This is a genomic window from Corynebacterium sp. HMSC070E08 (assembly GCF_001808895.1).
In the GTDB taxonomy this organism is placed as follows: Bacteria; Actinomycetota; Actinomycetes; order Mycobacteriales; family Mycobacteriaceae; genus Corynebacterium; species Corynebacterium hiratae.
In genome coordinates, this window is record NZ_KV794799.1 from 19,264 (window position 1) to 41,919 (window position 22,656).

The 22,656-nt window shown below is 60.6% G+C and carries 22 protein-coding genes and 1 tRNA gene; 17 read left to right on the top strand and 6 right to left on the bottom strand.

Features of this window, described 5'->3' with window-relative positions; translation table 11 throughout:
* The first annotated feature begins 23 nt into the window (after nt 1-23).
* Nucleotides 24-872: a DUF3097 domain-containing protein gene (locus tag HMPREF2526_RS12415; protein ID WP_070547421.1), complete on the top strand. Its 849-nt coding sequence runs from the start codon at nt 24-26 to the stop codon at nt 870-872.
* Here the strand turns inward: HMPREF2526_RS12415 and HMPREF2526_RS12420 are convergent.
* Nucleotides 869-1,441, bottom strand: coding sequence for a hypothetical protein (locus HMPREF2526_RS12420; RefSeq protein WP_046649134.1), 573 nt, complete (start codon nt 1,439-1,441; stop codon nt 869-871). The two genes, HMPREF2526_RS12415 and HMPREF2526_RS12420, sit on opposite strands and share 4 nt — an antisense overlap.
* 37 nt (nt 1,442-1,478) lie before the next feature.
* Nucleotides 1,479-2,219 (bottom strand): TVP38/TMEM64 family protein, encoded by a 741-nt coding sequence (locus tag HMPREF2526_RS12425; RefSeq protein WP_049157680.1) that lies wholly within the window; start codon nt 2,217-2,219, stop codon nt 1,479-1,481.
* 296 nt (nt 2,220-2,515) lie between these two features.
* Between HMPREF2526_RS12425 and HMPREF2526_RS12430 the strand changes: the two genes are divergently transcribed.
* Complete coding sequence (locus HMPREF2526_RS12430; RefSeq protein WP_046649180.1) at nt 2,516-3,157, top strand: DedA family protein; 642 nt, start codon at nt 2,516-2,518, stop codon at nt 3,155-3,157.
* Nucleotides 3,158-3,288: 131 nt separating this feature from the next.
* On the opposite strand, the gene HMPREF2526_RS12435 is transcribed toward HMPREF2526_RS12430, so the two are convergent.
* A tRNA-Leu gene (locus HMPREF2526_RS12435) sits at nt 3,289-3,374 on the bottom strand.
* A 242-nt stretch (nt 3,375-3,616) separates the two neighbouring features.
* Here HMPREF2526_RS12435 and HMPREF2526_RS12440 point away from each other — a divergent pair.
* Both HMPREF2526_RS12440 and HMPREF2526_RS12445 read left to right on the top strand, forming a co-directional pair.
* A complete protein-coding gene (locus HMPREF2526_RS12440; protein WP_070547422.1) occupies nt 3,617-4,180 on the top strand; it encodes a YbhB/YbcL family Raf kinase inhibitor-like protein in 564 nt (187 codons plus the stop codon).
* Nucleotides 4,181-4,203: 23 nt separating this feature from the next.
* A complete protein-coding gene (locus tag HMPREF2526_RS12445; protein WP_046649137.1) occupies nt 4,204-4,599 on the top strand; it encodes a hypothetical protein in 396 nt (131 codons plus the stop codon).
* Nucleotides 4,600-4,614: 15 nt separating this feature from the next.
* Here HMPREF2526_RS12445 and HMPREF2526_RS12450 read toward each other — a convergent pair whose 3' ends face one another.
* Together HMPREF2526_RS12450 and HMPREF2526_RS12455 are read right to left on the bottom strand one after the other, a co-directional pair.
* Entirely contained in the window at nt 4,615-5,727 is a 1,113-nt protein-coding gene (locus tag HMPREF2526_RS12450) for a quinone-dependent dihydroorotate dehydrogenase (RefSeq protein ID WP_070547423.1), read from the bottom strand.
* A gap of 50 nt (nt 5,728-5,777) precedes the next feature.
* Nucleotides 5,778-6,809 (bottom strand): NHL repeat-containing protein, encoded by a 1,032-nt coding sequence (locus HMPREF2526_RS12455; protein WP_070547424.1) that lies wholly within the window; start codon nt 6,807-6,809, stop codon nt 5,778-5,780.
* 75 nt (nt 6,810-6,884) lie between these two features.
* Between HMPREF2526_RS12455 and HMPREF2526_RS12460 the strand changes: the two genes are divergently transcribed.
* The 9 genes from HMPREF2526_RS12460 (at nt 6,885) to HMPREF2526_RS12500 (ending at nt 16,415) form a co-directional block, all read left to right on the top strand.
* Nucleotides 6,885-7,736 (top strand): undecaprenyl-diphosphate phosphatase, encoded by an 852-nt coding sequence (locus HMPREF2526_RS12460; RefSeq protein WP_180963872.1) that lies wholly within the window; start codon nt 6,885-6,887, stop codon nt 7,734-7,736.
* Between the two features lie 47 nt (nt 7,737-7,783).
* Nucleotides 7,784-9,028, top strand: a complete 1,245-nt coding sequence (gene mshC / locus HMPREF2526_RS12465; protein ID WP_070547425.1) for a cysteine--1-D-myo-inosityl 2-amino-2-deoxy-alpha-D-glucopyranoside ligase — start codon at nt 7,784-7,786, stop codon at nt 9,026-9,028.
* 24 nt (nt 9,029-9,052) lie between these two features.
* Nucleotides 9,053-9,436 (top strand): hypothetical protein, encoded by a 384-nt coding sequence (locus HMPREF2526_RS12470; RefSeq protein WP_046649142.1) that lies wholly within the window; start codon nt 9,053-9,055, stop codon nt 9,434-9,436.
* A complete protein-coding gene (locus tag HMPREF2526_RS12475; RefSeq protein WP_070547426.1) occupies nt 9,437-10,162 on the top strand; it encodes an HAD family hydrolase in 726 nt (241 codons plus the stop codon).
* Between the two features lie 104 nt (nt 10,163-10,266).
* The gene (locus tag HMPREF2526_RS12480; protein WP_070547427.1) at nt 10,267-10,530 is read left to right on the top strand and encodes a phosphoribosyl-ATP diphosphatase; all 264 of its coding nucleotides are present in this window, start codon (nt 10,267-10,269) and stop codon (nt 10,528-10,530) included.
* 73 nt (nt 10,531-10,603) lie between these two features.
* A complete protein-coding gene (gene hisG / locus HMPREF2526_RS12485; protein ID WP_046649145.1) occupies nt 10,604-11,449 on the top strand; it encodes an ATP phosphoribosyltransferase in 846 nt (281 codons plus the stop codon).
* A gap of 91 nt (nt 11,450-11,540) precedes the next feature.
* The gene (gene aspA / locus HMPREF2526_RS12490; protein WP_046649146.1) at nt 11,541-13,073 is read left to right on the top strand and encodes an aspartate ammonia-lyase; all 1,533 of its coding nucleotides are present in this window, start codon (nt 11,541-11,543) and stop codon (nt 13,071-13,073) included.
* A 304-nt stretch (nt 13,074-13,377) separates the two neighbouring features.
* The gene (locus tag HMPREF2526_RS12495) at nt 13,378-14,685 is read left to right on the top strand and encodes an anaerobic C4-dicarboxylate transporter (RefSeq protein ID WP_070547428.1); all 1,308 of its coding nucleotides are present in this window, start codon (nt 13,378-13,380) and stop codon (nt 14,683-14,685) included.
* Nucleotides 14,686-14,747: 62 nt separating this feature from the next.
* Entirely contained in the window at nt 14,748-16,415 is a 1,668-nt protein-coding gene (locus HMPREF2526_RS12500) for a formate--tetrahydrofolate ligase (RefSeq protein WP_070547429.1), read from the top strand.
* Between the two features lie 27 nt (nt 16,416-16,442).
* Here the strand turns inward: HMPREF2526_RS12500 and HMPREF2526_RS12505 are convergent, their stop codons facing one another.
* Nucleotides 16,443-17,246 carry a RecB family exonuclease gene (locus HMPREF2526_RS12505; RefSeq protein WP_070547430.1) on the bottom strand — a complete coding sequence of 268 codons (804 nt, stop codon included), beginning with the start codon at nt 17,244-17,246 and terminating at the stop codon, nt 16,443-16,445.
* A gap of 75 nt (nt 17,247-17,321) precedes the next feature.
* Here HMPREF2526_RS12505 and HMPREF2526_RS12510 point away from each other — a divergent pair, with 75 nt between their 5' ends.
* Genes HMPREF2526_RS12510 through dop form a run of 4 tightly spaced genes read left to right on the top strand, consistent with a single transcriptional unit; the run spans nt 17,322 to nt 22,620 of the window.
* Nucleotides 17,322-18,584 carry a M18 family aminopeptidase gene (locus tag HMPREF2526_RS12510; RefSeq protein ID WP_070547431.1) on the top strand — a complete coding sequence of 421 codons (1,263 nt, stop codon included), beginning with the start codon at nt 17,322-17,324 and terminating at the stop codon, nt 18,582-18,584.
* A gap of 37 nt (nt 18,585-18,621) precedes the next feature.
* On the top strand, nt 18,622-19,458 hold the full coding sequence (locus HMPREF2526_RS12515; protein ID WP_049157698.1) for a tRNA (adenine-N1)-methyltransferase: 837 nt from the start codon (nt 18,622-18,624) through the stop codon (nt 19,456-19,458).
* 46 nt (nt 19,459-19,504) lie between these two features.
* Nucleotides 19,505-21,073: a proteasome ATPase gene (gene arc / locus HMPREF2526_RS12520; RefSeq protein ID WP_070511868.1), complete on the top strand. Its 1,569-nt coding sequence runs from the start codon at nt 19,505-19,507 to the stop codon at nt 21,071-21,073.
* 2 nt (nt 21,074-21,075) lie between these two features.
* Nucleotides 21,076-22,620 carry a depupylase/deamidase Dop gene (gene dop / locus HMPREF2526_RS12525; protein ID WP_049157702.1) on the top strand — a complete coding sequence of 515 codons (1,545 nt, stop codon included), beginning with the start codon at nt 21,076-21,078 and terminating at the stop codon, nt 22,618-22,620.
* Nucleotides 22,621-22,656: the final 36 nt, after the last annotated feature.

Sequence of the window (22,656 nt, forward strand, 5' to 3'; positions counted from 1 at the left end):
TGTAGACGATAGGGTAGACCGCTATGAGCTTGAATTCCCGGGACCCCTATGGCGGCGATATTTTTGCCGGACATGCACGCAACAAGAAGACGGAGTACCCCGAGGTACCCGCAGAACCAGGCATGGTGGTCGAGGTTCGCGGTGATGATTTTGTGGGAGCGGTCTTAGGCGTTGACAAGACCGTGTGGGGCCCAGTAGTGCGGCTCGAGGATCGGCACGGAAACGCACGTGTCTTCAAACTCGTCAAAGGTGGATTTTTATTGGAGGGGCAGCCGGTTACGCTGACCCGCTACGTCGAAAAGCAAGCACCCCGCAAGTCCAATTCAGGATCACGCCGCGTGGAAAATGTGGAAGCGAAGGTAGCCGCGCCATCACGCATTTGGGTCGAGGGCATCCACGATGCCGCCATCGTGGAAAAGGTGTGGGGCCACGACCTGCGCGTGGAAGGTGTGGTCGTCGAATACCTCGAAGGTCTGGACAACCTCGAGGAACGTCTCGCCGAATTTCAGCCGGGCCCTGGACGCCGCGTAGGGGTTTTGGCGGATCACCTTGTCGAAGGATCGAAGGAGACGCGGTTGACGCAGACGGTCGGCGAGCACGTGCTCGTTACCGGGCATCCCTTCATTGATATCTGGGCAGCAGTCAAACCTGAGCGCCTCGGGCTGCGAGCCTGGCCGGACGTGCCCTTTGGAGAGGACTGGAAGACTGGCATCTGCCGCCGTGTTGGATGGTCTGACCCTAAGGAAGGCTGGAGCCGCGTCTACAACGCCGTGACGTCATTCCGGGATCTGGATTCCACGCTGATCGGTGCGGTAGAGCGGCTCGTGGACTTCGTCACCACACCGGAGCTGAGCAAAGAGGATTTACTCTAATCCGCATTTGCTCGGTCGATGAGGTTGACCGCCAGCTGGCAGCCGGCGGTCTCTGCCGCCCAGCCCGCAGCTTGCAGGCGTTGGGACATCGCCTGTTTGGATATGCCCAGTTCTTCAGCGGCCTCATTTTGGTTCAGCCCGCCGCGTACCAGCGAGGTGGCCTCGCGGCCCTCCATCGTGCGCTTGTTCAAGACAAAGCCTAAAAGGGCGAAGGCCGCCGCAATATCCTGCGCTTGCTGTGCCCGCCCGCGACGATCCACCTTGGCGTAGACGTGCCCCGCACGAGCGGAGCCTTTGACCGCGGCGGTAGCCACCGCCCGAGTTTCGGCGTCACCGGCCCCTTGGCCGGGGATAACTCCGATGCCGATGGCCCAATCACCGTCCGCGAGCAGCGCCATCACAACATCGCAGACTGCGGAAGAAGAATAGGCCACGGCGCAGATATCCTCGACACCGAGAACCTCGAATTCACCAATGCCTTCCAGGGTGGACAAGGCAGCGGCGGAGCGTTGAACCAAATCAGCTCGGCGTACCGAGCGGCCGCGGTAACGGGCGTGGACTGCTAGCACAGTGCGGGACTCCTTCCAGAGAGAAACAAGGCCCAGTCTACCCCTTGCGCTTGACCGAGCCGCGCGTTCCGGGGGCAAGAGGCAAACGCGTGTCAAGAATGAGCCCCGCGGCCCCGAGCGCGGCCGCTAACAGGAAGGCGACAATGGTGTAGGGGCTCGTGGAGCCTGTGAGCGCATCCCCAAAGAAGACGCCGATGGCGGTCGTGGGGATAGAGCCGATGAGCGTGGCTACGGAGAAGTGCATGACCGAAATGGGAGTCAGCGCGGCGACATAGTTGAGTAAGGAAAAAGGAACTCCCGCCACCATCCGCAGTGACGCTACAGCCAGCCAGCCGCGCCGGTCGAGTCGAGCGTTGATTGCGTACACCGCTGGGTGCGTGAGGTGTGGACGAATCCACTCACCGAGCAGGCTGCGCACAATGAGCAAGGAAACGGTAGCGGAAATGGTCAGCGCCACGAGGGAGATGGCCAACCCCAGCCACGGACCGAAAAGCAGTCCAGCGGCGAGCGTCCATACGGTTCGGGGGATAGGAAACTGCGTGAAGAAAACATAGGCCCCTGTAAAGGCCACAACGAACCAAGGCCCAAGGTGCTCCGACCACGAGCGCAGCACGGCGAGCGAGGGGACGTCGACAAGCACGGCACCTACAATCAACGCCGCGCCGGCGACGATTACTGCTGCCCACCGCTTCCAGCTCCAGCGACGAAAGCTCTGCCGCGCCGATCTTCCCAGTGACACGAAGAAGTCACCGACGCTGCGCACCCAACCAGATTTCATAGGGCTTCAAGCCTAGCGCTACAAGGCTGCTGATCCCTCATTCAGGCTGCATGAAGAAAACTCGCACCCATCCCCAACGGGGAGGAAAGAAAAGCAGATATCGACGCCGTCTGGGCAGGTGCTGGCAGTTTCGCCCCAACTTGCTGGCAAGCCCCGATCCAGTGCATATGATATGGACTTCGCGGAGGATACTGAAGAGCGGTGCGCATCCGCACTGCTTTCCTTTCGTGTCTGTCCTGACACCGATGTTCTCTTTGGAGTGGATCTTGGACTTTCTTCATAACCTTTCGTCCTATATGGACGCGGCCACCTTACTCGAAGCGTTCGGGCCGTGGGTGATTGGCGGAATTGCGCTCGTTGTATTCATCGAATCAGGGGTGCTCTTTCCGTTTCTTCCGGGAGACTCCCTTCTGGTGACCGCCGCAATTCTGCGCCACGATCTTCATGTCTCACTGTGGCTGCTTATCACCGTGGGTATCGTGGCTGCTATTGCAGGTGATCAAGTGGGCTATTGGATTGGCCACCGCTTCGGGCGCGGCTTGTTTCAGCAGGATGCACGGCTCCTCAAGTTGGAGTACCTTAACACCGCGGAGAATTTTTTCCGCAAGCACGGCCCTCTTGCTTTGGTGCTGGGACGGTTCGTTCCGATCGTACGTACCTTCATCCCGGTGGCTGCCGGGACGGCCGGGATGCGCTATAAGAAGTTCATTGGCTGGAATGTCAGCGGGGCAGTGGCTTGGGTGCTTTCTATGAACCTCGTCGGCGTCTTTCTGGGCAATATTCCGGGCATCGCCAACTCGATTGAGAAGATCATGCTGCTCATTATTGCGCTGTCAGTAGCTCCCATTGCGATCAAGGCAGTACACAGCTACGTCACGTCGAAGAAGAAAGCCACGGTGGTCGAAGAGCGGGAACCCACTATTACTACAGCGGGATAGGGGCTTTAGGGAGCCGCCAAGTCGGGGCGGCCGCCCGCCGATGGGCTACCCCCCGGGCCGGACATACGAAAGCAGGAACCCCGTGTCTCACATCATCTTTTCCGATGGTGCGAGACACGGGGTTTCGGTTGTGCCCGAGGGGGGACTTGAACCCCCACGTCCGTTAATAGGACACTAGCACCTCAAGCTAGCGCGTCTGCCATTCCGCCACCCGGGCTAGGGTGTTTGTTCAGCCTCTCGGCTGGGCACTCGAATACTGTATCCCGAACCGGTGCCACTTCACAAATCAGCACTACACACCATGTTTTCACGTTACTTTTAAGGGTTGAAAACACACCGGTGGAAGTACGTTGTTCGTTAGCTCTTGCGAGTTCCGGACGGTGCACCCGCAAGCCCTGTATATGGCGTCTGCACCCTAAATCGGCGCGCTGAATATAGCTTTCCGGTACAAAGGGATCTATGACTAGCAACACTTTAGATTCCACCGTGAACTACGCAGCTGACTCTCGTTTCCCGGGCCCGGACCCTTACGCACCGTTGGGGGAAGTCCCCAGCTTCACCGTGACGTCCTCTGACATCGAGGAAGGCTCAGAGATCGCGGAGCGTTTCCGCGCGCCGGAGAATGTGTCGCCGCAGCTGTCGTGGTCCGACGTGCCGGAGCGAACTAAGTCCTTCGCCGTCACCTGCTTTGATCCTGACGCACCAACGGGCTCAGGTTTCTGGCACTGGGCGGCCTTCAACATTCCTGCCGATGTCCGCGAGCTACCTACTGGTGCCGGCTCTGCTGAAGACCTCGGCCACGACGGTGTCATCAGCCTGCGAGGCGATAGCGGCCAACGCGTCTACTACGGACCCCAGCCGCCAGCCGGGCATGCTCCGCACCGCTACTTGTTCGCCGTACACGCCGTTGACGTAGAGACGTTGGATATTGATCCAGACGCCACCCCGACGGTCCTCGGTTTCAACCTCTTCTTCCACACGCTTGGCCGTGCGGTTACCTGGGGTTGGTACGAAGCCCACTAAAGGGGCCAATTACACTCATCACAATGAGTAAGAATCCGGAGACCAACCCCACCACTGACGGAGTAGATATCCCCGCCGCCCTGCGCGTGGGCGGCGCCTTCATGCTGCTGGCCGCCGTGCTCGCGCTATTCGGGCTCGTATCCATATTTACCGACGGCTGGGGAGCTACCTTCGAATGGACATGGCGCCGCCTGGCCATTGTGGGTGCGGCGCTTCTCGTCGGCGCATTCAGCACCCAACGCCGCGATCAGCGGGGCAGCCGCGAGCAAATCATCGCCCTGGTCCTGGCGCTCGTCCTCATCATCGCCAGCCGGGCGCTTCCCAACACGGTTCTCACGACGATGGGCCAGTACGTGGTCTTCCTGTACGCCGTCGCAGCAGGGTTGTGTGCGGTCATTATCCGTCGCACCTTGCGCTAGAACCGCGGTGGCGGGCTAGTCCGCCCATCCCAGGCCGGAACCTACAGCCTCCGAGATGTTGCTCAAGCCGTGAGCGTGAATCTGCTGGGCAATGCCACGGTGGATGTCGCGGATCCAATCCGGGCCGCCGTAGATCAGGCCGGTGTAGCCCTGCAGCAGCGAGGCTCCTGCAGTGATACGCTCCCACGCCTGCTCCGGGGTGGAGATACCACCAGCCGAGATCAGAACCAGCTTATCGCCCACGCGGGAGTGGAGGCGCTGCAGGACCTCCAGCGAGCGCGCAGCCACCGGAGGGCCGGACACGCCGCCGGCTCCCATCGCCGCGACCTCCTCAGCCGGGGTTACCAACCCCTCGCGTGAGATGGTGGTATTTGTGGCCACAATGCCTGCTAGTCCAACCTCTACGGCCATATCAGCTACGGCATCAATATCTTCATCGCTGAGGTCCGGTGCAATCTTCACCAAGACCGGCGAGGACGTCGATTCCACCACGGCCTCCATGATGGGGCGCAGGGATTCCACCGCCTGCAGGTCGCGCAGGCCCGGGGTATTAGGGGAGGAGACGTTGACCACGACATAATCGGCCAGATCCCCTAACACTGATGCGCATTGGCGGTAGTCATCCACCGCATGCTCAGCTTCAGTGACTTTGTTCTTACCGATGTTGATGCCCACGACATCGTTAGAGCGGCGCTTGCGTAGGTTGCGGGCAGCCACCAGCGCGCCCTCGTTGTTAAAGCCCATGCGGTTCAAGATGGCCTTGTCAGCCTTGAGCCGGAAAAGTCGGGGAGCTGGATTGCCCGGCTGCGCCTTCGGGGTGATGGTGCCGAGCTCGGCGTATCCGAAGCCGATGGGGGACCAGACATCGGCAGCCGCCGCATTCTTATCAAAACCTGCGGCCAGCCCCAGCGGGCGCGGGAAGCGCACGCCAAAGACCTCTTGCGCTAGGACCGGATCAGTGACCGGTACGATCTTGCCCAGCGCACGGTTAAGCGGCGAGGCGACCTGAAGCGCGGCGAGACCGCCATTGATGATGCCGTGGATACGTTCCGGGCTGAGTTTGAACATTCCCTTCAACGCGGCCTGGTAGGCCGCGTGGCGGGCACGGTCAAGGGCTGAGTACTGCATGCGGTGTCCTTAAAAAGAAGTGAAAATCAAAAGGGGCGGGATGGTGAAAGTTAGCGGGGTGTCTCGTCGAGTTGCGGATCGCTGATGAACTGGAGGCCGTCACCGCTAGCTGAGGCGGTGACGAGGGTGCCGTCGCCAAGCACGGCAACGTTCTGAGCGTCCGCCACCGTGGCCATGCTGCCGACGGACTCCGGAACACCCGCAGCGACGGTGAAGGCGTGCAACAGATTGTTGTCAGTGGTGGTCACCCAAGCCAAGGAACGCTCTGCGTCCCAGGCCACGCCCCACGGCGTGCCGTCGATGTTTCCGTACTGGTGTAGGCGGATGACGTCGCTGGCGGTGTAAATGGCCACGCGTTTGCCCACGGTGTCTGAAGCTACGACCACGGCGCCCTCACCGCCCGCGATCTGTCCCACGCCCTGGCCCGAGCGAAGGCGTCCGCCCGCGCGATCCTTCTCCCAGTCCAACGACTGAATTGTGGAGTCCTCCCTGAAGATGCGGACGATGCCGTCGGCGCCATCCGGATTGGGGACGGAGATGAGCTGATCCGAGCCTGCTTCCACCGTGATATCGCTGCTACGTTCACCGTCCACGTAGACCCCGATAGTCGTGGACTCCCGAGAGCCCACAAAAACCTCGCCGCTGGAGGCCTCTGCGGCCACCGTCACCGGCGTCTCCTCATCCACTGCTAACTCCTGGGGGGAATCCGGCTTCTGGGGATCAAAGAGCAGTACCTTATCCCCACAGGCGAGAAGGAAGTGCTGGTCGGAGGCAGTCAGGTCGCCACATTTCGCATCGACGGATACTGTGGTGGCCTTCTCCTCGGAGAAGTCATCGGCGGTGCCTACGGCGAGTGACTCATCGGTGCGAACTGCAAGGACGTCACCGACTGCGGCGAGATCCGACACGGCATCGAAGGGGACGACGTTGCCCACCGGCTTGGTGGCCGCCGGGGAGGAGGCGGGTTCGGCCTTGCCATAGACCGCGGAATTGGGATCTGCGCCAACACCAACCGTGGGATTGCAGGCGGCAAGAGCGCAGGCGCTGGTGAGAAGGGCAGAAGAAAGCAGAACACGACGCATTTTCACGATCCCTCATCCTAGCAGTCAGCGTGGTGGAAACCGGAAGCCATGGACCGCGCTAGTAGGCTGTCGCGGGTGACTACAACAGCGACAACTGAAGCCATGACATGGATGCAGGTCATCATCCTCTCCCTCGTCCAAGGCCTCACCGAATTCCTGCCCGTGAGCTCTTCCGGACACCTGCGCATCGTGTCCACCCTGTTTTGGGGCCAAGACGCAGGTGCCTCCTTCACTGCGGTCATCCAGCTCGGCACCGAGTTGGCAGTGATCGTGTACTTCGCGGGAATGATTTGGCAGATCCTCAAAGGCTGGTTCATAGGCCTCGTGCACAAGGAGCAGCGCGGCCAGGATTATCGCATGGGATGGATGGTCATCGTCGGTTCTATCCCCATCGGCATCCTGGGTGTGCTGGGCAAGGACCTGATTAGGGATAACCTGCGCAACCTGTGGATTACCGCATCTATGCTTGTGCTCTTCTCTTTCGTTTTCATCATCGCCGAGAGGGTAGGGAAGAAGGAACGCAGCTTCGAGGAACTGACGATGCGCGATGCCATCGTCATGGGCCTGTGCCAGTGCTTGGCACTTATCCCAGGTGTCTCGCGCTCGGGAGGAACGATTTCGGGCGGCCTCTTTTTGGGCTTGGATCGCGAGGTGGCGACGCGCTTTAGCTTCCTCTTGGCCATTCCTGCGGTCATGGCTTCGGGGCTGTTTTCGCTTGGCGACGCCTTCGGCCCCACCGTGGGGCAGTCTGCCACCGGCGCCCAGCTGCTCGTCGGCACGCTCATCGCATTCGTCGTCGGCTATGCGTCTATTGCGTGGCTGCTGAAGTTCGTGGGCAGCCACTCCTTCGAATGGTTTGCGGCCTACCGCATTCCTGTCGGGCTTCTCGTCATGCTGTTGCTGGGCCTCGGGGTTCTTGCCCCCTAACCGGCCATGCGCCCGCGGCGGTGGGACCACACGTTAGGATGGTGCCCATGCAATCTTGGCCTGTCCCGCACATCGATTCCGTCCCTGGCGCCCCGTCGCCGCTTCACCTCTATGATTCCGCTGATGAAGAGGTAAAGAAGCTCAACATCAAGGGGGAGACCGCCACGATGTATGTCTGTGGCATTACCCCTTATGATTCCACTCACCTGGGCCATGCAGCGACCTATCTGACGTTTGATCTGATTTACCGCCAATTGCTGGATAACGGCTACACCGTGAATTACGCCCAGAACATCACCGACGTGGATGATCCGCTCTTCGAGCGCGCTGAGCGCGACGGTGTGGATTGGCGCGAACTGGGCACCTCGCAGATTAATCTTTTCCGCTCGGACATGGAGCTGCTCTCCGTGTTTCCGCCTCAGCACTTCGTCGGAGCGATGGAGGCCATCGACGAGATTACGGTCATGGTGCAGGCGCTTCTCGACGCCGATGCAGCCTACGTTGTCGACGATCCTGAGTTCCCGGATATCTACGCTTCCATTGAGGCCACGAAGAACTTCGGCTACGAGTCGAATTATTCCCGCGAGCAGATGGAGACCTTCTTTGCCGAGCGCGGCGGTGACCCGGACCGTCCCGGCAAGCGGGATCCTTTGGATGCGCTCATTTGGCGCGCCCACCGCGAGGGCGAGCCCGCCTGGGAATCTCCGTTTGGCCCGGGGCGTCCGGGCTGGCACATCGAGTGTTCCGCCATCGCGACCAACCGGCTCGGGTCCAGCTTTGATATCCAGGGCGGCGGATCGGATCTGAAGTTCCCGCACCACGAATTCTCCGCGGCCCATGCGGAAGCGGCGTTGGGTGTGGAGCGGATGGCCCAGTCCTATGTGCATACCGGCATGATCGGCTTGGACGGCACCAAGATGTCGAAGTCATTGGGCAACCTGGTGTTCGTCCACAAGCTCGTCGAGGCTGGCGTCGACCCTTCGGCCATCCGTCTCGGTGTCTTCGCCGGCCATTATCGAGCCGACCGCGACTGGTCCGATGCGGTCCTGAACACCGCGCAGGAGCGGCTGGAGCGCTGGCGCGCGGCTTCCCGCACGGCAGGCAACGTGGAGGAAGTCAAGGAGGTCGTGCACCACGTACGTCGTGCCTTGGCCGACGACCTCGATACGCCACGTGCCCTTGAGGTTATCGATCAATGGGCAGATAAGGCACTGCAGGATGGTGCTCCGGATGAGGAGGCGTCCAGCTTGCTGCGCACTGCACTTAATTCTTCGCTGGGCGTGCGCCTCTAGACAACTTCAGGCATGATTTAGCTCATGACGATTCGCGCCGAATTCCAGCCCACCGTAGATGAGTTCATGTCTAACCTAGAGTCCTTTGCCACCGGGGATTACCTCAAGGAAGAGGAAAAGGAGTTCTGGGAGGCACCGTTCGATGCAACGGTGCTTCCGGATCTTCGCAGCATCCTCGAGTCCTTCCTCGATGATCTGGATAAGCTGCCCGATGATCCGGAAGGTGGGCTGTTGAGTGCAGCGGTGCGCCCCTCCGTGGAGAAACTCGCCGCCTTCAACCGAAAGAATGCTGACGCAGTGCTGGAGCCGGAGGAAAAGGAGGAGCTCACGGAGCTTATCCACTCTGCCTCGGCGGCCACCGGCGCGGATGACGATGCCTTGGCACAGCTACCGGAACTGGATTTTTAATTGACTGATAGCGAGCAGGCTGCAGGTGCTACCCGTCCCGCAGCGATCTTCTGGGATATGGATGGCACCCTTACTAATTCCGAGCCCCTTTGGGAGCAAGCCACCTTCCACCTCTCCGAAACGCTGGGACGCCGACTAACGCCGACGGAGCGGTTAGCCACGGTAGGTGCCACGTTCGAGGACACCTTAGCCATCTGCGCCGATAAGGCGGGCGTCGTGCTTCAGCCGGGAGATACCGAAAAGTACCGCCGGCTCATGTTCGACTATGTCAAGTCCCTTTTCGCCGAACACCTCGAGATTTTCCCGGGTATTCCGGAGCTGCTTGGTGAGCTCAAGGAGCTGGGTGTGTCCATGATGGTGACCACGAATACCGAACGTTACGTGGCTGACTCCGCGATTGCTGCTTTAGGCCGACACTACTTCGTGGACACGATTTGCGGTGACGAAGTCCCGCGGGGCAAGCCCGCTCCGGACATGTATGCCGAAGCTGCCCGCCGGGTAGGCGCCTTACCGCAGGATTGCCTGGTCTTTGAAGATTCTGCAGCCGGCATGCGCGCGGCTGTCGACGCCGGCTGCACCGTTATCGCGTTGCCCGAGGGCGACCACGTTGCGGTACCGGAGGAGGCGACCGTCATCACCGAGTTGCGCGGAACCCAGCACCGCCATCTCGACGGCGCTTCAGCCGCCGACGTCCACGACTGGTACAACCGCCTACGCGCACTCTAGCCGCCGCGGATTCGCTGCGGGGCGGTGGAGCGGTTGACTCCTTCCGTCGGGATTTCGGCTAGGGAGGAAGCATTTTATGCAGCAGTGTGGAAGAATAAGCCATTGTGAAGAGTTTTGAGAGCCTGTTTGAGGAATTGTCCCAGAAAATCGCCGAGCGCCCTGAAGGCTCCGGCACCGTGGAAGCTTTTGACAAAGGGATCCACCACCTGGGCAAGAAAATCATCGAAGAGGCTGGCGAAGTGTGGATTGCCGCAGAGTATCAGTCCGATGAAGAGCTCGCCGAGGAGATGTCGCAGCTGCTGTACTGGCTCCAAGTCATGGCCCACAAGCGTGGCCTGAAGCTCGAGGACATTTACACCTACCTCTAATCGGCCGCCCAGTACGAGGGCTTCCAGCAGTTTCAACAACCAGCGCAATCACCGTAGAAAGCACCGCACACTCATGATCAAAATCGCCGTCCCTAACAAAGGCTCTCTGTCCGAGGCCGCTCTGGAGATCCTCAAGGAAGCAGGATATAAGGGCCGTGGTCACAATAAATCGTTGAACGTAGTGGATGAGGACAACGGCGTCGAGTTCTTCTTCCTGCGTCCGAAAGATATCGCCATTTATGTCGCGCAGGGTGTCCTTGATCTCGGGATTACTGGCCGCGACTTGGCTCTCGATTCGCGCGCGAAATTCAACGAAGTCTTGGACCTCGGTTTTGGCGCCTCGACGTTCCGCTACGCAGCACCAGCGGGGGAGCAGTGGGATGTTCCGAAGCTCCAGGGCAAGCGCATCGCCACTTCGTACCCTAACGTTGTGCGCAATCACCTCAGCGCGAATGGAATTGAGGCTGACGTCATTCGCCTCGACGGAGCGGTAGAGATTTCGATTCACCTCGGTGTCGCAGACGTGATCGCAGATGTTGTCTCAACGGGAACTACCCTGCGTCAGCAAGGGCTTAAGCCCTTTGGCGAACCCATCGTTTCTTCCGAGGCGGTCGTGATCAAGCGCGAGGGCGAAGAAGTCACGGCCGAAGAGAACGTTGTGCTCAGCCGCATTCGCGGAATCCTCAACGCCCGCCACTATGTCATGCTCGATTACAACGTGGCGGAAGAGAAGCTCCCAGACGTCGAAGCTGTGACCCCCGGCTTGACTGGTCCCACCATCTCACCACTGGCACGCGAAGGGTGGGTGGCTGTGCGCGTCATGGTGCCCCGCAAGCAGGCTAATCAGGTGATGGACGCGCTGGAAGGGCTTGGCGCCGAGGCAATCTTGGCTTCGGATCTGCGAATTGCCCGCTTTTAGGGGGAGAATCCAAGCATTTTATTCGCGCTCCTAGCTACGATGGGGGCTGACCATCATCGTTCTTCGATTTTTATGCAAGGAGTCAGCCCCGATGGCAAAGACAACTAAGAAGGATGCTCAGCCGGAGGCCAAGGAGACCAAGGACGTGAAGTCCCAGGTCGAGGAAAAAGCCACCAACAAGGCTCCGAAGTCCCCGTCCAGCAAAAAGACGCGTACTGAGACTGATCTTCTCGGCTCCGTAGAGGTTCCGAGCGATGCGTACTACGGCGTTCATACGCTGCGCGCTATCGAGAACTTCCAGATTTCCTACGTGACCATCAACACCATCCCGGATTTCATCCGCGGTATGGTGCAGGTCAAGAAGGCTACCGCGATGGCTAACCGCCGTCTGCACGTCCTTCCTAAGAAGAAGGCAGAGGCAATCATCTGGGCTTGTGACCAGATCCTGGAAGAGGGCCGCTGCATGGACCAGTTCCCGCTGGATGTCTTCCAGGGTGGCGCTGGTACCTCCCTCAACATGAACACCAACGAGGTTGTAGCCAACCTGGCACTCGAGTACCTCGGTGAGGAAAAGGGTTCCTACGACGTCATCAACCCGAACGATGATGTCAACATGTCCCAGTCCACCAATGACGCATACCCCACCGGCTTCCGCTTGGGCATCTACTACGCCATGGAAGACCTCATCGAGCGCATCGATACCCTGCAGGCAGCATTCCACGCCAAGGGCAACGAGTTCGTTGACATCCTAAAGATGGGCCGCACCCAGCTGCAGGATGCCGTTCCGATGACCCTTGGTGATGAATTCAAGGCCTTCGCGCACAACCTTGCGGAAGAGCAGGCCATCCTGCGTGACGCCCAGAAGCGTCTGCTGGAGATCAACCTCGGCGCAACCGCTATCGGTACCGGCGTGAATACCCCGGCCGGCTACCGCCACCAGGTCACCGCCGCACTGTCCGAGGTCACTGGTCTGGAGATTAAGACCGCCCGCGATCTCATTGAGGCAACCTCGGACTGCGGCGCCTACGTGCTTCTGCACTCCACGATCAAGCGCGCTGCAATGAAGCTGGCCAAGATCTGTAACGACCTGCGCCTGCTGTCCTCTGGTCCGCGTGCTGGCCTGGCAGAAATTAATCTGCCGCCGCGTCAGGCTGGTTCCTCCATCATGCCGGGTAAGGTCAACCCGGTTATCCCGGAGGTTGTTAACCAGGTCTGCTTCAAGATCTTCGGTAATGACCACGTCGTTACCATGGCCGCTGAGGCAGGCCAGCTGCAGCTCAACGTTATGGAGCCGGTCATCGGTGAGGCTCTGTTCCAGTCCATCCGCATCATGGGCAACGCCGTCGACACCCTGCGTGAGAAGTGCGTCGTGGGCATCACCGCCAACGCTGACGTCTGCCGTGCTTATGTGGAGAACTCCATCGGTATCGTCACCTACCTGAACCCGTTCATCGGCCACCACAACGGTGACCTCATTGCCAAGGAGTCCCTGAAGACCGGCAAGGGAGTCAAGGAACTGGTTCTGGAGAAGGGCCTGCTCGACGAGGAAACCCTCAACAAGGTTCTGTCCGTGGAAAACCTCATGCACCCGGAGTTCCGCGGCCAGCTGTACATCGACGAATAAATCGTCGCCCAGCACTAGCGAGAGCGAATCGCTCATACTGTACAACACACGCCCGCGCTGCCTCAATGATGGCGGCGCGGGCGTGTGCCCGTTTTCAACCACACCAGGTATCACGCCCTCTCTCGAGACCGAGCCGTCGGTGCGCACTTTTGTGGAAACGGACACAATCGGGCCTGAATACTCGCTAAAGCCACACTAATAGGGAAGAATAAAAACTGTCAGTTCTCGCGCCATGGTCGTGTTCTGACCGCCGCGCGAATTACCACCCATACTGCAGTTCAACTGCACATATTGGAGTTACACAATGGTTGTAGTGCACATCCTCATCGTCCTTGCGGCGATCTATCTCGGTGCCCGAATCGGTTCAATCGGCATTGGTATGGCCGGCGGCTTGGGCGTTCTACTTTTAGGCCTCACCGGCGTCCCCGTCACCCGCGAAGATATCCCCTTCGATGTCATCGGCATCATCATGACCGTTATCGCGGCCATCGCTGCCATGCAGCGCGCTGGCGGCATGGACTATCTGGTCTACCTGGCAGAGAAATTCCTTCGTAAAAACCCGAAGAAGATCACGTTCTACGCCCCGGTCGTCACGTGGCTGATGACCGTTCTGGCAGGCACTGGACACACCGCTTTTTCCACGCTCCCGGTTATCGTCGAGGTAGCCAAGGAAGGCAAGGTCCGCCCCTCACGCCCGTTGTCCATCGCGGTTGTTGCCTCGCAGATGGCCATCTGCGCCTCACCCATTTCTGCGGCCGTCGTCTTGCTGGCCTCCCTGTTGGAGCCCATGGGCGTGGGCTATTTGCAGATCCTCGCCGTGCTCATTCCTGCGACGTTCCTCTCCATTTTTCCTGCCGCCTGGATTGCCAACCGAGCAGGCGCTGAGCTCGAAGATGATCCCGTTTACCAAGAACGCAAGGCCCAAGGCTTGGTGAAGATGCCACAGGGCTCCCACAACTACAGCCCGATGCAGGGCGCCAAGACCTCCGTAATCATCTTCCTGGTTGCCATCGTCATCGTTATGCTGTGGGCCACCCTGACCTCCTCCCAGGTAGGACTCATCGAAGAGCCGACTCTGCCCCGTAACGAAGCCATCATGACGGTGATGCTTACCGCTGCAACCCTCATCGTCATGATCACCAAGATCTCCGCTGGCGATGTTCTCAACACCCCAGTGTTCAAGTCTGGCATGTCTGCCTGTATCTGTGTGCTTGGTGTGGCCTGGTTGGGCACCACGCTGATTAACCACTACATGGAGGACATCCAGGCCATTTCCGGGTCCGTCATCGAATCCGCCCCATGGTTGCTGGCCATCGTGCTCTTCTTTGCTGCGGCGCTGTTGTACTCCCAGGCAGCCACCACCAAGGCTCTCATGCCTGCGGCCCTGGCCCTTGGCGTCAACCCGCTGACCGCAGTCGCTGCCTTCCCCGCGGTATCCGCTCTGTTCATTCTGCCGACGTACCCGACCCTGTTGGCGGCCGTTGAAATGGATGACACTGGCTCGACCCGCATCGGAAAGGCTGTCTTCAACCACCCGTTCATCATTCCTGGCACTGTGAGCATCGCCTTGTCGGTCCTCCTGTGCTACGCCATCGGCGCAGTCGTTCTCTAGAATCATCAAAAAATTATTTGATTTTGCTCAAGACACTTCTTTAGCGCGCTAAGCTGGTGGGCATGACTACGCAACCTTCTGATGTTGAGATCGCTCAAGCCCACCAGCTCGAACCCATCACTGATATTGCCGCCCGCGCCGGTATCCCAGCGCCCGCCCTTATCCCTTATGGGCAGAACAAAGCCAAAGTAGATATCACCCAAGTTGGGGATACACCCGCCAACGGCAAGCTCGTCCTCGTTACTGGTGTCTCGCCGACTCCAGCAGGTGAGGGCAAATCCACTGTCCTTATCGGTTTGACCGATGCCCTCACCCAACTGGGGAAGAAGGCTATCGTGGCACTGCGCGAGCCCTCCCAGGGCCCCGTCATGGGCATTAAGGGAGGTGCCGCCGGAGGCGGCTACTCCCAGGTTGTTCCCATGGAGGACATCAACCTCCACTTCACGGGTGACTTCCACGCCATCTCTGCGGCGACCAATACCTTGGCCGCCATCATCGATAACCACATCCACCAAGGCAACGCTCTCAACATCGATCCGCGTCGCATCACCTGGCAGCGCTGTATCGACGTTAACGACCGCGCGCTGCGCAATGTCGTCACCGGTCTTGGCGGCCCGGCCCACGGTGTACCGGGGGAGACCGGTTTCACCATTACCGCGGCATCCGAAATCATGGCCATCCTGGGACTCGCCACCGACTTGGCAGACCTGAAGAAGCGCCTCGGCGACATCACCGTGGGCTACACCTATGACCAGAAGCCGGTCACTGCCCGCGAGTTGAGGGCAGAAGGCGCGCTGACGGCACTGATGCGCGATGCACTCAACCCCAACTTGGTGCAAACTCTCGGCGGAACCCCGGCCTTCGTCCACGGCGGACCATTTGCCAACATCGCTCACGGCTGCAACACGCTCCTCGCTACCCAGACCGCGATGCGCTTCGGCGATATCGTTCTTACGGAGGCAGGGTTCGGCGCGGATCTCGGCGGTGAAAAATTCCTCGACGTCAAGTCCCGCTTCGGTAACCTCGATGTCGCCGGCGCCGTCGTCGTGGCGACTATCCGTTCCCAGAAGTACAACGGTGGCCAGCCACGTGAGGAACTGACTACGGAAAACCTGGAAGCGTTGAAGAAGGGCGTGGTCAACCTCGAGCGCCACGTGGAGAACCTCCGCAAGTTTGGTCTGACCCCAGTGGTGGCCCTCAACCTCTTCGGCAGCGATACCGATGCCGAGCGCGAGTTCATGCGCCAGTGGGCGGCAGACTTTGACGTCGCGCTCGAGGAAGCAGAGGTGTGGGCCAAGGGAGGCGCCGGCGCCACAGCGCTAGCTGAGCGCCTTTTGGACAGCCTCTCCGAAGGCTCCTCTCACCAGCTTTACGATCCCGCCGATGGTATCGAGGCATCCATCGAGACCATCGCCACGGAAATTTACCGCGCAGAACGCGTCGAGTATTCCTCCAAGGCGCTCAAGGATCTCAAGTACATCAAGGACAACGGCTGGGAGAAGTTCCCCGTCGTTATCTCTAAGACCCAGTACTCCTTCTCCGATGATCCCAGCCAGCTCGGCGCTCCGGAAGGCCACGTCCTCCACGTCCGCGAGCTGCAGCCGCGCACCGGCGCTGGTTTCATCGTTGCCCTAACCGGTGACGTCATGACCATGCCGGGCCTGCCGAAGAAGCCCGCGGCAAACAACATCGACGTTGCCGCTGACGGATCGATCTCCGGCTTGTTCTAAGCCGCCGTACGGTCTACTCAGCGCAGTTTACGCCGTCTGGTCGGGCCACCCGGGATACTCGGGTGGCGTTCCACCAAAAGCCGGGCAGAGGTCTTGGAACGAGCACCAACCGCACAGCTTTGAAGTCTTCGGCCTAAAGTCTCCGGCCTTGCCATCGCCTTCGATTTTGGCCCAGAGCTCGCCTAGGTCGCGCTCGAAGTATTCCAGTTCCTCCGGTCCCGGCGTGAGGAACATAGAGTCCAGTACCTTGAGGTACATCAGCCGCAACTGCGTGGGGATCGTGCCAAGCAGCCGCCAGTAGACCAATGCGTAGAAATTCATCTGGAACTGCGCGTCCTGGGAATAACGGGGGAGCGGCTTCTTTCCGGTCTTATAGTCCACCACGCGCACCTCGCCAGTGGGAGCAACGTCTACGCGGTCAATGAACCCGCGCACCGGCACACCGTTGGGCAGCACGGTATCGACGTACATCTCGCACTCGTGGGCGTCGAAGCCCTGGGGGTTTTCCATCTGGAAATAGCCCTTGATGAGCTGACGTGCTTCGACGAAGAAGTCGAGTTCTTCGCCCTCGGGAACCAGATCGCGTAGCTCGGGATCGGATTCAAGCATCACTGCCCATACGGGCTTAATCATCTTCACCGCCACCGGGTACTCCCGCTCCTCGCGGGGTAGCTGGTGCATCTTTTCCAGGACGGCGTGGACCAGCGTTCCCTTGACCTGTGCCTTCGTCTTGGGCTCGGGGAGCTTGTCGATGGCCCGGAAGCGATAGAGCAGCGGGCATTGCTTGTAATCGGAGGCGCGGGAAGGGGAGAGGGCTAGTCGTTTCGGCATAATGTTTCTCAGCCTAGCGCATAGGCACCCACAGTCCTTCCGGCATCACCCGGCAGTCCGTGGCAAGCTGGAAGCATGAGCACTACGCAAGATTTTCTCGATTTCATCGCCGCCAGCCCGTCCTCCTACCACGCGGCTGAGGAGGTAGCGCGCAGACTCGTTGAGGCGGGTTTTAGCCGCCAGGATGAGTCCGCCGAGTGGTCAGCCGAACCGGGCGGCCACGTCATGGTCCGGGGTGGTGCGGTCATGGCATGGTTTGTCCCCGAGGGCGCGAGCCCGGACTCCGGCTTCCGGATTATCGGTTCCCACACGGATTCGCCCGGGCTGGCTCTCAAACCGACCCCGGACTTCGATTCTGCCGGTTGGCAGCAGGTCGCCGTCGAGGTTTATGGCGGAGTCCTTCTCCACAGCTGGTTCGACCGCGAGCTCACCGTGGGCGGCCAGGTCATCACGAAGGATGGTAGCCGCCACTTGGTCAATACCGGCCCTTTGCTGCGCTTGCCTTCGCTGGCTATCCACCTCTACCGCAAGGATGAGTTCAAGCCGGATCGCCAGCGCCACATGCAGCCGGTGCTCTCCGTAGGTACACCGGAGACGTCGGTGATGGGGGTCGTCGGCAAGCAACTCGGCGTTGCCCCAGAAGACATTGCTTCCTTCAACCTCATTACCGCCGATGCCCAGCGCGGTGAAGTCTTTGGCGCCGGCGAAAAGCTCATCGCTGCTGGACGCATGGATAACCTCTCTTCCGTCCACGCCTCCCTGCGTGCCCTTCTCGCCGCTGCCCGCAACGCCGACTCGATTGAGCACAAGGACATCCTCGTCATGGCGGCCTTCGACCATGAAGAAGTTGGCTCCTCTTCGCGCTATGGCGCGGGTGGGCCGATTCTGGGGGATATCCTTACCCGCACCGCTCGGGCGCTTGGCGCCAATGAGGAGCAGCGCTTCCAAATGTTCGCGCGCTCCAGCTGTGTGTCGGCCGATGCCGCCCACTCCGTGCACCCGAACTACGCGGAAAAGCACGATCCCACCCACCACCCGATCATCGGCCAGGGGCCGGTGACCAAGATCAACGGCAACCAGCGCTACGCTTCCGACGCCAACACCGTGGCCCTGTGGGAATCTGCCTGCCGCCGCGCCGAGGTGCCCTACCAGCGCTTCGTAGGCAATAACGACGTGCCCTGCGGCTCCACTATCGGGCCGATTTCCGCCACCCGCTTGGGTATTCCCACCGTCGACGTGGGAGTGCCGATGCTCTCGATGCACTCAGCCCGCGAGCTGGTGGGCGAGCGCGACCAACTATGGCTTGGTAACGCCCTTGAGGCATACTTGGTGGGTTAATCCTAGCCACCCAAACTATGTGAAAGGTACCCACGCCATGGCTTATTCTGGCCCCTTCCGCTACGGCGACCGCGTGCAGCTCACCGATGCCAAGCGGCGTCACTACACCATCGTCCTCGAGGAGGGAGGCCAGTTCCATTCGCACAAGGGCATCATCAACCACGATGATGTCGTCGGCATGGATGAAGGCTCCGTCATCGATTCGACTCTGGGCAGCTCCTTCCTCTTGTTTCGCCACCTCATGGTGGACCATGTCCTGTCGATGCCACGGGGTGCCGCGGTGATTTATCCCAAAGACTCCGCGCAGATTCTGGTCGAAGGCGATATCTTCATGGGCGCACGCGTGCTCGAGGCCGGCGCCGGTTCCGGCGCTCTCTCGATGACGCTGTTGCGCGCCGTGGGGCCGGAAGGCCACGTTTTCTCCTATGAGGTGCGCGATGATCACCTGGAATACGCCGTGGACAACGTCACCGAATACTTCGGTAAGCAGCCCGAATGGTGGAGCCCGCGTCTGGGGGACTTGGCCGATGTCACCGTCGAGGATCTGGGTGGCCCGGTGGACCGCGTCATCCTGGACATGCTCGAGCCCTGGGAGCACCTCGAGAAGGTGCGCGATATCCTCATCCCGGGCGGCGTTTTCATGACCTATGTCGCCACCGTGCCGCAGCTGATGAAGGTGATGGAGGGCATCCGCGAGCTCAAGTGCTTTACGGAGCCGCGGGCCTGGGAGTCCCTCGTGCGCGAATGGAAGGTGGAGGGCTTGGCCACCCGCCCGGAGCACCGCATGAACGCGCACACAGCGTTTCTGATCTGGACACGCCGGCTTGCCGACGGCGTCACGCCACCCCGCCCACAGCGCCGCGCCCGAAAGTAAACCCTTTCACACTAATCGTGGGTTGCTGCGCGCTAGGGTGGGATCTATGAACGATGCCACTCATTCCCAGGAACTTGGCCAGCAGCGTCGCCAGATAGAGCAGCTCGCTGAACGCAATGCCAAGCTTGCTGCCCTGTTGAAGGATGCTCGCACGAAGCTTCAGCAGATGCTCGCGGAGGTTGACGCCCTTGCGGAGCCCGCCTCCACATACGGTGTCTTTCTGGGCTATTCCGGGCGTGCGCACGATTCGCGCCGCGACGCTGAGGTTTATACCAACGGTCGAGCCATGCGGGTCAAGATTTCGCCGAACCTCGAGCCCGGCTCCCTGAAAGTAGGGCAGCAGGTGCGCTTGGGCGAGGGCTTCGTTATCGTGGAGGCCTGCGCCCCTGTAAATACCGGCGCGCTGGCCACGCTACAAGAGCGTCTCGGCACCGACCGCGCCGTGGTCATTAATTCCTCTGGTGAAGAGCAGGTTATTCTCCTCGCCGCAGCGTTGCGGGATACCGTGCGCGCCGGCGATACCCTCTTGGTCGAGCCCAAATCAGGTGTAGCCACCGAACGCGTGCACAAGACTGAGGTAGCGCAGCTCACGCTGGAGGAGGTTCCTGACGTCTCCTACGAGGACATCGGCGGTTTGGACGAGCAGATCTCCCTTATCCGCGATTCCGTCGAGCTGCCTTTCCTCCACCCAGAGCTCTACCGCCAGTATGACCTCCAGCCGCCCAAGGGCGTGCTGCTCTACGGCCCGCCAGGCTGCGGAAAGACGCTCATCGCCAAGGCGGTGGCGCATTCGCTGTCCGCATCACTGGCAGCTAGTGCCCCCAGCTACTTCCTCAATGTGAAGGGCCCAGAACTGCTCAACAAATTCGTAGGCGAGACTGAGCGCCGCATCCGCCTCATCTTCGAACGCGCCCGCGAGCTTGCTTCCGAGCCCACCGAGGATGGCAGCCAGCGCCCGGTCATCATCTTTTTCGATGAGATGGAATCCATCTTCCGCACGCGTGGCTCCGGCGTGTCCTCCGATATGGAGACCACCGTCGTCCCGCAGCTGCTGACGGAGCTGGACGGTGTGGAGAAGCTCAGCAACGTCATCGTCATCGGCGCCACCAACCGCGAGGAACTCATCGACCCCGCCATCATGCGCCCGGGGCGCCTCGATATCAAGATTCGCGTCAACCGCCCGACCAAGCAGGGCGCGCGGGAAATCTTTGCGCGCCACTTTCCAGAATCAGTCCCGCACGAAGGCGACCTTTCCCAGCTCATCGATACCGCGGTCGACGATCTCTACGCCGAGCGGCCGTTCGTCAAACTCCACTTCGCTAACGCGGATCCGCGTGTGCTGCACTACCGGGACTTCGTGTCCGGCGCAATGATCGCCAACATCGTCTCCCGTGCCAAGAAGCTGGCGATCAAGGAAGCGTTGGACGCAGCCACTGCCACCGATGGGGCGAAGTCCACCGGCATAACCGCAGCGCACCTCCACGAGGCTATAGCCGCGGAACAGGCTGAATCGGAATACGTCCCCACCTCCGCCAACCCGGAAGAGTGGGCAAAGATCGTCGCAGGTACCTCTGCTGGCGCGTATGTCACCCAGGTCGAATTGATGGGAGTGTAGCCATGAGCCGTGTTCTAGGAACCGAAACTGAGTATGGAATCTCCACGCCGTCCAACCCGGCGCTGTCACCGATCGTGACCTCCACCCATGCTGTTGTGGCTTATGCCGCCCTGCATACCGGCGCGCGCTCCCGCTGGGATTTTCGGGAGGAGCACCCGCTGCGCGATAGCCGCGGCTTCGATCTCAAGCGCTACCACACCGTGCCGGTGGTGGACCCGAACGCGCTGGGTGTGGCCAACGTGGTGACCGCCAATGGCGCGCGTTTCTACGTCGACCACGCCCACCCCGAATACTCCTCACCGGAGTGCACGAATGCCTGGGATGCGATGCTTTACGACGCCGCCGGTGACCTCATCCTGCGCCGTGCAGGGGAGGCCGTAGCATCGCTGACCGCGCAGGGCACGTCCGTGTTGGCCACACACGATCCCTGCCCGCCGCTGAAGTTTTACAAGAACAATGTGGACGGCAAGGGGGCTTCCTATGGCAGCCACGAGAATTACCAGTACTCTCGGAACACCGACTTCGATGATATTGCCCAGGGGCTGATTCCTTTCTTCGTTGCCCGCCAAGTGGTCACCGGTGCCGGCCGCATGGGTGTGGGCGTCGATGGAGAGGAGCCAGGTTTCCAGATTTCGCAGCGCGCGGACTACATCGAGCAGGAAATCTCCCTAGAAACCACCCTCAACCGCGGCATCATTAACACCCGCGACGAGCCACACGCGGTGGCCGAGGACTTCGGCCGCCTGCACGTCATCATCGGTGACGCCACGATGTCCCACACCTCGACGCTGCTCAAGCTAGGCATGACCTCGCTAGTACTCGATGCCATCGAGAGCGGCGTGGACTTTAGTGACATGCGCCTTATGGAACCGGTGGAGGAGGTGCAGCGGGTGAGCCGCGACCTTACCTTGACCCATCAGCTTAAGCTTCACGACGGCCGCCGCCTCACCGCCCTCGACATCTTGGCCATCTACCGGGAAAGGGTTACCGCCGCCTCCGAAGCGGATGAAAAGGTACTCACCGTCTGGGACGAGGTTGTCGAGCTTCTGGCCGACAACCCGCTCAAGGCCGCCCACCTGCTGGATTGGGTAGCAAAATACCGCTTGATTAAGGGCTACCTGGACCGCGGCGTGGCGGCCGATGATCCGAAGCTGGCGCTGATCGATCTGCAGTACACCGACATCGATCCGGCAAAGTCCCTCTACCATGCGCTCGTGCGCAAGGGGCAGATGCGTACCTTGGTCAGCGAGGAAGAGATTGCTGCTGCAGCGGAAACGCCGCCCGCGGATACCCGCGCCTACCTGCGCGGCCACGCCACCCGAAAGTTCGGGGAGGATGTCTTGGCGGCGTCCTGGCAGTCGCTGACCTTCCGCATCGGTGAGGCCGAGGGAGCCAACTCTGGTACTGCCTGCGTGGCACTCGACGACACAAAAAGACTCGGGCAGGACGAGGTGGGCGCTCTGCTGGAATCTGCGGACAGCGCCGCCGACTTCGTTAATAGTTTGCGCCAGCTCGGGGTGCGAATCGAGTACCCTACACTGTATTAGCGCAGCATTTTCCACTCGCGAAAGGAGCTCTTAAGA